This is a genomic window from Caulobacter sp. FWC2 (genome assembly GCF_002742625.1).
In the GTDB taxonomy this organism is placed as follows: Bacteria; Pseudomonadota; Alphaproteobacteria; order Caulobacterales; family Caulobacteraceae; genus Caulobacter.
Genome location: NZ_PEBF01000001.1, coordinates 4,000,858 through 4,014,318, shown reverse-complemented (window position 1 = coordinate 4,014,318; position 13,461 = coordinate 4,000,858). Strand labels below are relative to the sequence as shown.

Annotated in this window: 11 protein-coding genes and 1 tRNA gene; 3 read left to right on the top strand and 9 right to left on the bottom strand. The window is 66.5% G+C overall.

Annotated elements, in window-relative coordinates; genetic code table 11:
• Positions 1-103 precede the first annotated feature (103 nt).
• A complete protein-coding gene (locus CSW62_RS19065; RefSeq protein WP_099580528.1) occupies positions 104-727 on the bottom strand; it encodes a response regulator transcription factor in 624 nt (207 codons plus the stop codon).
• A 62-nt stretch (positions 728-789) separates the two neighbouring features.
• On the opposite strand from CSW62_RS19065, the gene CSW62_RS19060 reads away from it, so the two are divergent.
• On the top strand, positions 790-2,400 hold the full coding sequence (locus CSW62_RS19060) for an ATP-binding protein (RefSeq protein WP_099580526.1): 1,611 nt from the start codon (positions 790-792) through the stop codon (positions 2,398-2,400).
• Positions 2,401-2,636: 236 nt separating this feature from the next.
• Here the strand turns inward: CSW62_RS19060 and CSW62_RS19055 are convergent, their stop codons facing one another.
• The 3 genes from CSW62_RS19055 to CSW62_RS19045 all read right to left on the bottom strand — a co-directional run bounded on the left by CSW62_RS19055 (position 2,637) and on the right by CSW62_RS19045 (position 7,926).
• A complete protein-coding gene (locus tag CSW62_RS19055) occupies positions 2,637-3,218 on the bottom strand; it encodes an AraC family transcriptional regulator (protein WP_099580524.1) in 582 nt (193 codons plus the stop codon).
• A gap of 185 nt (positions 3,219-3,403) precedes the next feature.
• Entirely contained in the window at positions 3,404-5,278 is a 1,875-nt protein-coding gene (locus tag CSW62_RS19050) for a glycoside hydrolase family 2 protein (RefSeq protein WP_099580522.1), read from the bottom strand.
• A 158-nt stretch (positions 5,279-5,436) separates the two neighbouring features.
• A complete protein-coding gene (locus tag CSW62_RS19045) occupies positions 5,437-7,926 on the bottom strand; it encodes a TonB-dependent receptor (protein WP_099580520.1) in 2,490 nt (829 codons plus the stop codon).
• Between the two features lie 368 nt (positions 7,927-8,294).
• On the opposite strand from CSW62_RS19045, the gene CSW62_RS19035 reads away from it, so the two are divergent.
• Positions 8,295-8,969, top strand: a complete 675-nt coding sequence (locus CSW62_RS19035) for a TetR/AcrR family transcriptional regulator (protein ID WP_099580516.1) — start codon at positions 8,295-8,297, stop codon at positions 8,967-8,969.
• On the opposite strand, the gene CSW62_RS19030 is transcribed toward CSW62_RS19035, so the two are convergent.
• Both CSW62_RS19030 and msrA read right to left on the bottom strand, forming a co-directional pair.
• The gene (locus CSW62_RS19030; protein WP_099580514.1) at positions 8,935-9,285 is read right to left on the bottom strand and encodes an MmcQ/YjbR family DNA-binding protein; all 351 of its coding nucleotides are present in this window, start codon (positions 9,283-9,285) and stop codon (positions 8,935-8,937) included. The genes CSW62_RS19035 and CSW62_RS19030 overlap by 35 nt on opposite strands.
• Positions 9,285-9,962 (bottom strand): peptide-methionine (S)-S-oxide reductase MsrA, encoded by a 678-nt coding sequence (msrA, locus tag CSW62_RS19025; RefSeq protein ID WP_099580512.1) that lies wholly within the window; start codon positions 9,960-9,962, stop codon positions 9,285-9,287. Before msrA ends, CSW62_RS19030 begins: the two co-directional genes overlap by 1 nt.
• A 153-nt stretch (positions 9,963-10,115) precedes the next feature.
• On the opposite strand from msrA, the gene CSW62_RS19020 reads away from it, so the two are divergent.
• Positions 10,116-10,205, top strand: a tRNA-Ser gene (locus CSW62_RS19020).
• Between the two features lie 141 nt (positions 10,206-10,346).
• Here the strand turns inward: CSW62_RS19020 and CSW62_RS19015 are convergent.
• The 3 genes from CSW62_RS19015 to CSW62_RS19005 all read right to left on the bottom strand — a co-directional run bounded on the left by CSW62_RS19015 (position 10,347) and on the right by CSW62_RS19005 (position 13,448).
• Positions 10,347-10,898, bottom strand: coding sequence for a type 1 glutamine amidotransferase domain-containing protein (locus CSW62_RS19015; protein ID WP_099580511.1), 552 nt, complete (start codon positions 10,896-10,898; stop codon positions 10,347-10,349).
• Between the two features lie 101 nt (positions 10,899-10,999).
• Positions 11,000-11,362, bottom strand: coding sequence for a CZB domain-containing protein (locus CSW62_RS19010; protein WP_099580509.1), 363 nt, complete (start codon positions 11,360-11,362; stop codon positions 11,000-11,002).
• Between the two features lie 136 nt (positions 11,363-11,498).
• A complete protein-coding gene (locus CSW62_RS19005) occupies positions 11,499-13,448 on the bottom strand; it encodes a sialate O-acetylesterase (RefSeq protein WP_099580507.1) in 1,950 nt (649 codons plus the stop codon).
• Between the last annotated feature and the right edge of the window lie 13 nt (positions 13,449-13,461).

The window sequence follows — 13,461 nt, the reverse complement described above, 5'->3', positions numbered from 1 at the left end:
GCGCGACGGCGGGCCGCGTGATGATCAGTGCCCGATAACCGCGGTCGCGGAAATTATACGGAGGTTTGTGTGGCCTTGCGTCAGGATCGTCCAAGACGCCCCGTCACGAAGGGTCTTCAGGCCGCAGCTTGAGGGTCTCGGCCATGCGGACCAGGTCGGCCAGGCTTTTGGCCTCCATCTTCCGCATCAGGTTGCCGCGATGGATCTTCACGGTGATTTCGGAGAGACCCAGCTGGTGGGCGGCCTGCTTGTTCATCAGGCCGCTGGCGACCAGGGCCATGACCTGCTTCTCGCGCATGCTCAGCGTCTCATAGAGCGTGCGCAGGTCATCGAGACCGCCCTGCTGGGCGCGCGCCGCCTGATCGCGTTCCAGGGCGGCGGCGACGGCGTCCAGCATGTCCTGGTCGCGGAAGGGCTTGGTCAGGAAGTCCACGGCCCCGGCCTTCATGCCGCGCACGCTCATCGGGATGTCGCCATGACCGGTCATCAGCACGATCGGCATGCGGATCTCGGCGGCGGCCAGCTTCTCCTGGAAGTCGAGGCCGGACAGGCCCGGCAGGCGCACGTCGAGGACGAGGCAGCCGGCATCGTGGGCATGGCCCGATTGCAGGAACTCCTGCGCGTTGCCGAACGCCCTGGTCTCCAGTCCCACGGACCGGAACAGGCTGCCCAGCGCCTCGCGTAGGGCGCCGTCGTCATCGACGATATGGACCGTTTGGGGCGTCATTGTCTCGTTAGCTGGACCAGACGCGCAGCCTCGTCAATAAAGGCCGTGGGAGACAGGGCCGCATGATCGACAGTTCGTCCGCGATGTTCGCCTTGGCGGCCTCCGAAGATATCGAACGCCGGCGCCAGGACCTGGCCGAGATGCTGGACGCGGCGCACGACGCCATCTTCGTCAGCGATCTTGAGGGCCGGATCACCTTCTGGAATCGCGGCGCGTCGGCGCTGTACGGCTATGCGCGCGAGGACGCCGTGGGCCGTGATCCCGACGTCCTGCTGGCGACGCGCTATCCAGCCGAGATCGCGGCGATCAAGGCCCAGCTGATCGAGGCCGGCCACTGGGAGGGCGAGCTGACGCGGACCACGGCCGCCGGCGAGACCGTGGTCATCGACGGCCGCTGGACTCTGCGCCGAGACGCGGATGGCGCGCCGGTGGAAGTCCTGGAGACCGGTCGCGACGTCACGGCCGCGCATCGGGCGGCGCTGGCGCTGAAATACAGCGAGTACCGCTACAGCAACGTCTTCCGCGCCATGGCGGTGTCGTTCTGGGAGCTGGACTTCAACGGTTTGAGCCAGATGCTGGCCGAGCTGCAAGGGCAAGGCGTGACCGATCTCCGCGCCCACGTCGCGGCCCATCCGGAGGTCGTCCGGCGGATGATCGATGTCTCGCAGGTGGTCGACGTCAACGACAAGTCCGTCGCCCTGTTCGGCGCGCCGCGCGAAGAGCTGCTGGGGTCGGTGTCGCGGTTCTGGCCCCGGTCCAGCGAAGGCGTGTTCGCCGAGAGCGTCTTCGCGGCGCTGGAACGGCGGCATAGCTATGAGGCCGAGGCGCGGTTCTACAAGTCCGACGGGACCGAGTTCGACGCCCTGTTCACCACCTGCTACCCCCGCGACGGGGTCAAGCGGGGCACGGTGCTGATCGGCATTGTCGACATCAGCGATCGGCTGGCGGCCCAGGACGCCTTGCGCAAGGCCGAGGCCGATCTGGCCCACGCCGCCCGGGTCTCGACCCTGGGCGAGCTGACCGCTTCGATCGCCCACGAGGTCAACCAGCCCCTGGCCGCCATCGTCACCAACGGTGAGGCCGGGCTGCGCTGGATCAATCGCGCCGAGCCCGACCTTGAGGAGGCCCGCGCCGCCATGAGCCGGATGATCGTCGAGGGACAACGGGCCTCGGACATCATCAGTCGCATCCGCGCTCTGGCCTCGAACAAGGATCCGCAGCGCGCGCCGGTGGCGCTGAACGCGGCGATCGAGGACGCCGCCCTGCTGCTGAAGCGCGAGCTGGCGGCGCACGACGTTCGACTGATCATGGCCTTGTCGCCGGACGTCGGCGAGATCCGAGGCGACCGGGTGCAGTTGCAGCAGGTGGTCATCAACCTGGCCATGAACGGGATCCAGGCGATGGGCGGCGGCGCGACGACGGTGCGCGACCTGACCCTCTCCACACGGCGCGCCGGCGAGCATGTCGTGCTGGAGGTGGCCGACACGGGTCCAGGCGTCGCTCCGGAGGACGTGCAGAACCTGTTCAAGGCGTTCCACTCGACCAAGGCGACGGGAATGGGCATGGGCCTGTCGATCAGCAAGTCGATCGTGGAGGCTCACGGTGGCGGGATCTCGGTGCAGACCGCGCCGGGCGGTGGCGCCTTGTTCCGCGTGGTCCTGCCTGCCGCTTAGAAGCCTAGATCAACGAAGGTCCACTATCCCGGCGTCATCGCCACGGGCAGGGCAAACGCTATGCCTTAAATGAAGCCGGCTGGTCCCGCACGAGGCGGGGCCAGCCGGCTCTTGAAAGGTGTCGGACGCGGTGGGGTGCGCCGAGTCCGGGAACTTTCGGCGAGTCCCGTAAAAATGGCAATGGCTAGGTTACCTTAGGGGTGCGACAAACCGGCGCAGTCGTTTGCACGAATGTTTCAGGCCGCCGCGTAGTGGGCTCGACGCCAGGCCAGGGGCGTCTCGCCGGCCAGTTTGCGGAAGGTCCGCGAGAAGTGGGCCTGGTCGGCGAAGCCACACAGATAGGCGATCTGGCTCAGCGGCTCGGCGCTCCTCAACATCATCGCCTTGGCGGTCTCGACCCGTCGGCGCATCACGTGTCCGTGCGGGGTGTCGCCAAAGGTCTGCTTGAAGGCGCGGCTGAAGTGGCCGGCGCTTAGCGTCACCAGATCGGCCAGGTACGAGACCGGTATGGCGCCCCCCAGATTGGCGTCGATATGGGCGCTGACCCGCTTGGCCTGCCAGGGGGCGAGGCCGCCCAGGCTGACCTCGCGGGCTCGGCCGTGGGTCTCGGCGGCTTGCGCGACCATGGCGCTGGCCTCGGCCAGCAGGGCGCGGGTGGCGTCCAGGTCGTTGCCGATCGCGCGTTCGGCGCGGGCCAGGATGTCCTTCAGGTCCGGCGCGAAGGCGCCGACCTCGTCGCCCAGGACCTGACCGGCGATGACGCCGTCGAAGCGGGTGGAGGCAGTCTCGAAAGCGCGGTTGGCGGGTTGGTAGGACATGGCGTCGATCTCCGTTGTGCCCCGGGGGAGAGGGCTCAGTGTTTCGACGATCAGTGTTCTCCATCCCCGTTTCGGGGACCATTCAACGAAGGCTTGGCCGCGACCTGCGTTGGTCTGTCGCACCTATACGAGAGTATGGTTAGCGTCGCCGGCCGCCACGCTGGGGCAGTCGGCGACCGCGATCCCTATTTCCCGTCGACCTTTTGGCCGGCTTCCTTCTGCTTGTAGAAGCCCTGCAGCACGAAGAACGCCGGCTTGCGCCGCCCCGTCGGCGAAACCAGGCCCTTGCGATTCCAACCCTGCTGATAGATCGGGTTCTGGCGCCGGGGGCTGCGGAAGTCCTTGAGGATCCAGGGCGACATGCCGGCCAGGGTCGGGACCTTGGCGGCCATGGCCAGGGTCTTCTCGTAGTACTTCTTCTGGAAGTCCTCAGAGAACTTGCGCATCAGCGCCGGGTCGCTGAAGCCGGACAGGGCGTCGGCGCCGAATTCCGAGAACACCATCGGCTTGTCCGTGGCCTTCCAGGTCATGGCCGGCAAGCTGTCGAGCGTGTCGTCGGTATACCAGCCGTTGTAGGTGTTGGCGGCCAGCACATCGAGCTTGTCGGCCAGCGGGTCGTTGAGGCCCATCTCGACGACACCGTTGTTGGTCTTGCGCGCCGTCAGCAGGGCGGCGGTGACCAGGCGGCTGTCGTCCAGCGCCCGGACGTCGTCGACCAGCTGGTAGAGGAAGGTGTTGCGCGGATCGGTGATCGGCGTCTCGTTGGCGACGCTCCACATGATGATCGAGGCGCGGTTGCGATCACGGCGGATGTTGTCGGCCAGCATCCCGCGCGCCAGCTCAAGGGTGCGCGGATTGCCAAAGTCGACCAGCCAGTAGACGGGGATCTCGCTCCAGACCAGCAGGCCCATCTCGTCGGCGACGCGGGTGGTGATCTCGCTGTGCGGATAGTGGGCCAGGCGCACGAAGTTGCCGTGCAGGCCCTCCTTGACCTCGGCCAGCAGGGCGCGGGCTCCGGCCTCGGTGATGGTGCGGGCGGGGTTGTCGCCGAACTCCTCCTCGTGGACCGAGATGCCGCGCAGGAAGATCGGCTTGCCGTTGAGCAGGATCTGGCTGCCCCTGGTCTCGATGGTGCGCAGACCGACCCGGTCGGTCAGCCGGTCCTCGCCGGCCTGGACGACGACGTCGTAAAGCTTGGGCTTCTCGGGCGACCAGCGGACCAGGCTTTTGGGCGCAGCGATCGAGGCGTTGAGGACGCCGCCGGCGTCGGTCTTGCCGGAGACGTCCAGGCCCAATTCGGCGATGCGGACATGCACCTCCTGGTTGGCGGCCTGCGCGCCGTCCAGCTTGACGGTAGCGGCGATCTTGCCGTCCTTGGTCAGGCGCACCCAGGCTTCATCGACGAAGGTGCCGGGCGTGATGACCAGGCGCATCGGCCGGGTGACGCCGCCGTAGTTCTCCCAGTCGGTCACTGGCGGCGGCACGCCGTCGGCCTGGGGCGTGGAATCGACGCCGACCGTGATCTGGTTGTTACTGGCCCTCAGGGTCTCGGTGACTTCCAGCGAGAAGGGGGTGAAGCCGCCCTCGTGTTCGCCGACGCTCTTGCCGTTCAGGAACACCTTGGCGGTATAGTTGACCGCTTCGAAGCGCAGGAAGGCGCGTTGGCCGGGCTTCAGCGCCGGGGCGTCGAAGCGCCGCTCGTACCACATCAGGCCCTGGTAGTAGCGCAAGGACGGGTCGTGCCCGACCCAGCCCTGGGGCAGGGTGGCCGTGGGCGAGCGGTCCATGTCGTATTCATAGAGGGCGTTGGGCTTGGCCCGGGTCACCGCGTCGACATCGACGTCGTCATAGCGGCGGTGGCCTTCGCCCGGCGGCCCCCGGTGGAAGCCGGCCAGGCCGTCGCGATAGGGATCGACCGAATAGCGCCAGGTCCCCGAGAGGTCCTGGCCGTCGCGATTGTCGGCGCGGGTCAGGGTGGGGGAGGAGGCCGATGCGCCTAGCGGCGCCAGCAGGGTCAGGGCGCACGCCGCGCCGATCAGAGCCTTCAATCGCGTTTCCATCGCCCATCCTCCCATTGACCCATTCGGGTGGCCGTTCGGCCTTATGAGAAGGTTGAAGCACGGCCAGTGGCCAGGGCGCAAGGAAAGGTGGTCAGGCCACTTTGTCTAAGAAAAGGGCGGCCAAGTCCTGAGACCCGGCCGCCCCTCTTTAGATCAGCTTAGAAGCTCTTGCGAACCGTCAGGCCGTAGGTGCGCGGCGCGTTCGGATAGCCGCTGTAGCTGCCGTCCTGGGCCACCGTCGGGAAGGCCGAGATCAGGCTTTCGTCGTTGGTCAGGTTGCGGGCCCACAGGCCGATTTCCAGCTGATGGGTGGTGTTGATGACACCCAAGCTGGCGTTGACGACGTCGGTGCCGTAGCTGGCCAGGGTCGGCGACACCGTTTCCGTCAGCTGGACCTTGCTGCTGTGGTCATATTCCACGCGCGCATAGCCGTTCCAGTTCTCGGTGATGTCGTGGTTGATCGTCGCCGAGGTCGAGAACGACCACTTCGAGATGCCCGCCGGGGTGTCGCCCGTCAGGTTGCGGAAGTTCGGACGACGGCCGGTGGCAGGGTCGACCGGGCAGCGGACGGTGTCGAAGGCCACGCAGGCCGCGCCGGAGAAGCTGTCGTACTTCGGATCGAGATAGGTGACCGAAGCGGCCAGGTTCAGCCATTGGACCGGACGCCAGGCGCTGTCGACCTCGAAGCCTTTCACCGACTCCTCACCCGCGTTGACCAGGCTGTAGCCGAGGCCGGTGAAGGCGTTCGACTGGAAGCCTTTGATCGACTGCTTGAACGCCGCGATGTTGGCGTAGCCGCCCGGGAAGCTGGCCTTCACGCCCAGTTCGTAGACGTTGACGTTTTCCGGCTGGGCGGTGCGGCCCACGCCGTTGGCGTTCGGCGGACGGCTGTCCGACGACAGGTTGAAGGCGCCGGCCTTCCAGCCCGTGGAGTAGCTGGCATAGGCGTTGATCGCGCCGAAGTCATAGGCCGCGCGAACGGCGTAGGTGACCTTGTCGCCCTTCAGCTGACCGGACTCGGTGGCGTTCGGATAGTTGACCGGGCCGTGGGTCGGGTCGTTGCCATAGAAGAACTGCAGGGCGCCCAGGGCGCCGAAGGCGTTCACCGGAAGGCCGAGAGCGCCGAACTGCGGAACGTTTTGCAGGTTCAGCGAAGAGAACGGGTCGTTCAGAACGACGTTCGAGCGGGCCTTCTTGGTGTCGTTCATGTAGGCGAGGCCGCCGGTCAGGGTCAGCTTCTCGGTGACCTTGTAGTCGAACTGGCTGAACAGCGAGTACGACTCCTGCTTCATCTTGTAGTAGTCGCTGATGCCTTGGCCGGGCTGGAAGTAGGTCAAGCCGGGCTTGATCGACGGCGTCACCAGGCTCTGCAGGAACTCCAGGGTGTAAATGTTCGATCGGCCCGTCAGGGCGGGGCGGATCGCGGCCGGCAGGGTGGCCGTGTTGACGACGCCCGACAGCGCGTCGGCGAACGCGCGGATGTCGGCGCCGTAGGTGACCGTACGGCCGGTATCCAGCTTTTCATTCTGGTAGAAGCCGCCGATCAGCCAGTTGAACGGGCCGTCGCCGCTCGACGCCAGGCGCACTTCCTGGGTGAAGGTCTTGATGGTGTTGGCCGTGCGGTTGTTGGAGATGTCCGCGCCGGTGAAGTCGATATCCTGGAACGAGGCGTTCTTCTGGTTCCGATAGGCCGTGATCGCGGTCAGCTTGGCGAAGCCGAGGTCATGGTCGAGTTGGCCCGAGACGCCCTTGCCCGACAGCTTGTTCTCAGGGTCGGTGTTGAAGATGACGTCGCGGTCGAAGATCTTGGTGGTGTCGCTGATCGGCTTCCTCAGCAAGCCGCCGATAGCCAGGGTGGCCGGACCGTTGAAGATCGAGGTCACGCCGCAGCAGGTCTCGTTGATCTTGTTGTAGTCGGCGATGACGCGGAACGAGGTTTTATCGGTCGGTTCCCACAGCATGTCGCCGCGGATCGACCAGCGGTCGCGGTCGTTGACGTCGGCGCCGGTGGTCAGGTTGGTGAAGTAGCCGTCGCGCTTGTTCAGGCTGCCCGACAGGCGCACCGCCAGGGTCTCGCTGAGCGGGCCGGTAATCGTGCCCTTGATCTGGCGGGTGTTGTAGTTGCCGTAGGTGCCTTCGACCTTACCGCCGAAGTCGAACTGCGGCTTCTTGGTCACGATGCTGATCGCGCCGGCCGAGACGTTCTTGCCGAACAGGGTCGACTGCGGGCCGCGCAGCACTTCGACGCGCTCGATTTCCGGAAGGTCGTCGAGGGCGGCGGCTGAACGCGAGCGATAGACGCCGTCGATGAAGATGCCGACTGAGCTTTCGATGCCGTCGTTGCCGTTGCCGTTGCCGAAGCCGCGGATGACGAAGTTGGTCTGGCCGGCGGCGTTGAACTGCTGGACCTTCAGCGACGGAACGACCGACTGCAGGTCGATCAGGTCGCGGACCTGGGCGCGTTCGATGGTCTGTTGCCCCGTGACGGCGACCGAGATCGGCACGTCCTGCAGGGTCTGTTCCCGCTTGGTGGCGGTGACGACGATTTCCGAGATCGAGTTTCCGTCAGCCTGGGTGGTTTGCGCATAGGCGGGCGCGGCGATGGCGAGCGCGAGGGCCGAGACCCCCAGCAAATGGACGTTTCTCATAACGAACTCCCTGTTTTTCTTTATTATTTTCCGTAACTCGTCCCGTCCCGCCTCGAGCAATCGCGGGTTTCTTTTGGGGAAGAGCGGATGTGTTGACGTGAGGGAAGGGCGATCCTGGCCGACCGCGCGAACCGCAGAGAGCGGTCGTGAGCCCTTGGCCTTGGATAGAGACGCTTTGCGTCATGTTTCCGCCCCAGCGCGAACGGCTTGCATCCGTCCGCAACTGACGCTGATTTTAATATGATCTCGATATTCTAGCGCAAGTTAGAATTTTCGGTTTGCAGCAGAACGCGTTCAGGTGATGCTCAGGAGCACCGGTAATCGCGCGACGGAAGAATCGTGCGCGCCGGGCGGAGGAGAGACAGCGTTTGGCTAAGGGCGGAGACCCTCTGGTCCTGACTCCCCGGATTCCGGGGGAGGATGTCAGGCCGATGGCGCAGAGCCAGAAGTCGGTGAAGAAGCGCGAAGCGATCCTGCGCGCGGCCATCGAGATCATCAACGCCAAGGGCTTCGCGGCGGCCACGATGACCGACATCGCCGCCGCCCTCCATCTCAAGGACGCTGCGCTCTACTACTATTTCCCCAACAAGCAGGCCCTGGCCTATGCCGGCCACCAGCAGTCGCTGGAGCGGTTCGAGGCCATCCTGATCAAGGTCGACGCCGACGGCGGGACGGGTTCGTGCAAGCTGCGGCGTTTCCTTCAGGCCCTGCTGGATGACGCCGTCGACAACGGGCCGCAGCTCTATTTCGGCGACAGCTCCTATCTCGATCAAGCCCAGCGGCAGGCGATCGAGGCCTGGACCGCGCGGCTGTCCCGGCGGCTGGAGCGATTTCTGGAAGAGGGTATGGCCGACGGCACCATCGCGCCGTGCGAGCCGGCCCTGGTGGTCCAGTTGATGGTCGGCATGCTGATCTGGCTGACCAAGTGGGCGCCAGGCACCCCGGGCCTGACCAACCAGCGCCTGCTGGACGCCATCGAAGCCCTGGCCATGAAGGGCTTGGCCGGCCCTAGAGCCCCAGCGCCGCCCGAAGCTTGCGGGTGAGCTTGGCGGCGACCAGGCCGTGGGCGCTCCTGACCCAGTCGGCGACCTCGTCGGCGTCCAGTTCGGACAATTCCGCGAAATGCACCCATCGGGCGCGGGCCAGGTAAGGCGCGGGCCTGGCGCGGCCGGTCTCCGTCAGCACCTCGAACGCAACGTCCGAAGCCTTGAACGAGATTCCGCCGCCCAGGGTGACGCCCTCGCCGCGGACGGCGAACATCTTGCCGCAGACCTTGAAGACGTGGTCGTCGCCCCACTGAACGGACATCGTGGCGCCCGGCAGGGCCAGGCAGGCCTCGTCGAACGCCTCGGGGGTCATCAGGCCTCGACGCTCGCGCCCACACCCAGGCCGATGGGGCAGACCACGCCCGTGCCACCGATGCCGCAATAGCCGTCAGGGTTCTTGGCCAGGTACTGCTGGTGATAGGCCTCGGCGAAATAGAACGGGCCGGCAGTGGCGATCTCGGTGGTGATGTCGCCCAGGCCCTTGGCGGACAGGGCCTGCTGATAGGCTTCCCTGGAGGCCACGGCGGCGGAGCCTTGCGCGTCGTTGGTGACGTAGAGGCCCGAGCGGTATTGCGTGCCGATGTCGCCGCCCTGACGCATGCCCTGTGTCGGGTCATGGTTTTCCCAGAAGGCCTTCAGCAGGGCCTCATAGGTCACGACCTTCGGGTCGAACACGACAAGCACGACCTCGGTGTGCCCGGTGCGGCCGGTGCAGACCTCCTCATAGGTCGGGTTGGGCGTGATCCCGGCCGCATAGCCGGCGGCGGTCACATGGACGCCCGGGACCTGCCAGAACACCCGCTCCACGCCCCAGAAGCAGCCCATGGCCAGGATCGCCGTCTCCAGGCCGTCCGGATAGGGACCCTTCAGCGGATGGCCGTTGATGAAGTGCGTCTCCGCCGTCGCAATGGGCTCCGGACGACCGGGCAGGGCGGTCTCGACGGTGGGCATTTCACTCAGCTTCTCTGGGGTCTTGGTCGACGACAGCATAGCGGCCTTTCGAGGCGGGAATCCTTGCACCTCGATATAAACGCTCGCCTCGCCAGTTTCATCCGGGAACGCGCTTGCTACCGGCCGGTCCCTGAGTATATTGCGCGCCTTCCCGCGCCGGGGGTCTCAACCACCCCCGACTCGTTGTGCGTTGGTGAGGTGGCCGAGTGGTTGAAGGCGCACGCCTGGAACGCGTGTATAGGGGAAACTCTATCGAGGGTTCGAATCCCTCTCTCACCGCCACTACCCTGAATAAAATCAGTAGCTTATTTGCAGGTGTCGCTCTGGTGAGTCCGCGCCAGAGGCTGGATGACCGGCGGCTGGAGAAGGCTGAGCCCTCTAGCCCCGCCTTCTCCAGCCTCGGATCGCAATCCGTCGAAGGGCCTAGTGGCGACCTTCGGCGAATTCCTCGATCATTTTGGCGCAGAAGGCCGGCAGGTCATCGGGCTTGCGCGAGGTGACGAGGCCATCGTCGACGACCACCTCACGGTCCACCCACTTGGCGCCGGCGTTCTTGAGGTCGATTTCCAGCGATGGCCAGGAGGTCATCTCCTTGCCCTCGACGGCGCCGGCGTTGATCAGGGTCCACGGCCCATGGCAGATCGCCGCGATCGGCTTTTTCGCCGTCACGAAGTGCTTGATGAAGTCGATGGCCTCGTGCTCCAGCCGCAGGGCGTCGGGATTGATCACCCCGCCCGGCAGGACGAGGCTATCGTAGTCCTGAGGGTTGGCGGCGGAGAGTTCGCGGTCGACCGCGACGGTGCGGCCCTTGTCCTGGTGCTCCCAGCCTTGGATTTCACCGGCCTTGGGCGACACCACCTCGACGGTGGCCCCGGCGGCCTTCAAGGCCTCGACGGGTTTTTCCAGTTCCGACTGCTCGAAGCCGTCGGTGGCGAGCACGGCGACCTTGCGGCCGGAGAGCGTTTGATTGGACATGAGGAAGCCTCCTGGGGAACGGGGAGACTAGAAACCGGCGGCAGCGCGCGCCGGTTCCGTCGTCCGCCGAACTGACCCCAGGCGCCACGCCGCGATGAGCGCTAGGCCGCGAGCGTTGTCGCCGCGGTTCTCATGCGCCGGAAGGCGGCGTTGAGGTCCGCCAGCGCCTGGGCGAAAGGCGTGCCGTTGCGCAGCGCGCGCTGAGCTTCCGCGTATTGCGCGCGGGCGATCTGGTCAGCCACGCTCGCCGCCTTGGCGTGGAAGTCGCGATGGGCCTCCAGCAGGCCAAGGAAGGCGTGGTTGCCAGCCCAACGGCGAGCGCCATCCCCATGCAGCCAGCAGCCGGTCGGGCAAAGGCGATCGGCTTTGAAGGTGGACGGATCGAGCTGGGTCTGCTCGCTGATCGCCGCGCTGAGCGTTTCGCGGATCTGGGTGTGTGCTTGTGCCTGTTCGTGAAAATCCATGGCCAAACCTCTCAGGTTCAATCATCCCCCGATTGTACGGTGGCATGGTTTCCGAACGGTTTTCGTCTGGCGGTTCATCCCGGGGCGGGAGGCGTTTTCCACAATTTTTGACCCCCTCGGGCGGCGTGACGCTGCCCTAGTCGACGGTGATCTCGAAGGGGCCGACCGGTAGGTCCTCGCTGTTGAACAGGTTGACGAACGGAGAGTCGCTCCAGGCATAGCGGATGGCGCGGATCTCGGGCCGGTTGGCGCCGGCCAGGGTCACGTGGTCGCCCGACGCCACGGCCGAAGCGTAGCGGCAGCGTCGATCGGCGTCGCAGAGCTCGAAGCCGATGGCGGTGTCGCTGCTATAGGTGCGCAGGCCGCTGGCGGTGTCCTTGAAACGCACGATCAGGTCGTCGCCCGAGCGCGTCGCGGCGATGGGGGAGGGGCTTTGCGCCACCGTCTCGCGATAGGCCACGCGCCGGGCGGTCAAGGCCATCCGGCCGCCCGCGACGGTCTTCTGGCCCGGGTGGATGTCGTATCGGTCGCCGATGTCGATGATCGAGGTCAGGCCGACACGGTCCAGAGCCTGGGCGGTTAGGCGCTGGCGCTCGCGGACCTCGGCGGTTCTCGAGGCGCCCGCGCGGTCGCTGACGGAGCCGTAGTTCGGAAGCTGCACGAGCACGAAGGGCAGATCGGCCACGCCGAAAGCCGTCCGCCACTGCTGGATCAACGCTGGCAGAAGTCGACCGAAGGCCGCCGGGTCATAGACATTGGACTCGCCCTGGTACCACGCGACCCCTTTGACGGTGTAGGCCGTTACGGGCGCGACCATGGCATTGTATAGGCTGCCGGTGCCCTTGGTCGGATCCCACGGCGTCACCGGAACATCGCCCAGGGCGTCCAGGGGCGCCGAGACGCGATAGCGCCACGCCTCGGGCAGGGGGACTTTCGATCCGTCCGCCAGGGCCAGGAAGCGCTGGTCGTCGGTGTCGTAGAGGCCGCCGGAGCCGCCCGAATCCAGCACCCGCACCGCGACGACGTTGCGACCCGCCACCAGCAGGCCCTTGGGCAAGGCGTATCCCCGGCGCGTGGTGCGACCCTCGATCCCGCCGACCCGCACGCCGTTGACGAAGGTGGTGTCGCTGTCGTCGATCAGGCCCAGGGCGAGGCGCGTGGCGGCCTCGGCCTGCGCCTTGGTCAGGGTGAAGGCGGTCCGATACCAGACCGCGCCGTTGAAGCTGGTCAGTTCAGGGTCGCCGAGGCGCTCCCAGACCTTTGTCGGATGGACCGGTTTCCAGCTTGTGTCGTCGAAGTCGGGTTTGGCCCAGGCGGCCTTGGCCTTGGCGTCCGGCTCGTGGGTCGCCCACCAGTCGTCGAAATAGCGCGCCTGCCGCGCCTCGCCGACCTGCCGGTCCTTGGCGTAGAGGGCCAGGCGATCGAGCGCGTCGTCATAGGTCTTGAGCGGCCGCAGCCCGCTCTCGCCGATCCAAGCCTGGGTCTGGGTGCCGCCCCAGGTGGAGGTGATGAAGCCGACGGTCACGCCGAAATGGGCCTGCAGCGCCTTGGCCATGAAGTAGCAGGCGGCCGAGGCCGGACCGATGCTCGCCGGCGCCGCCAGGGTCCAGCCGCTGACGGCCTTGGCCTCCTCCAGCGGACGGGCGGCGATATCGCGGCCGACGTCGGTGAACCGCAGCAGCGGGTTTTCAGAGTCCCGGACCTCGTTGCCGCCGTTGGTCGCGTCCTGCAGCTTCAGGCCCATGTTCGACTGGCCGGAGCAGAACCAGACCTCTCCGACCATGACGTCGTTGAGCTGGCTTCGCGCGCGCCCGTCGGAGACGGAAAGCGCATAGGGGCCGCCGGCGGTCATGGGCTTGGTCGTCACCGCCCAGCGCCCGCTCGCATCGGCGGTCGTCGCCAGGCTTTGGCCGGCGATCTCGATGCTCAGGGCGGCGCCGGGGTCGGCTCGGCCGCTGAGCCGAACCGGTTCGCCCCGCTGCAGAACGGCGTGATCGCTGAAGAGATTGGTGAAGCGCGGCGCCTCGGCCAAGGCCGGGCCGCACCACAGGGTTCCGGCCAGGGCCAGAGCGGAAAAGCGTTTCATTCCGTTTCCTCGA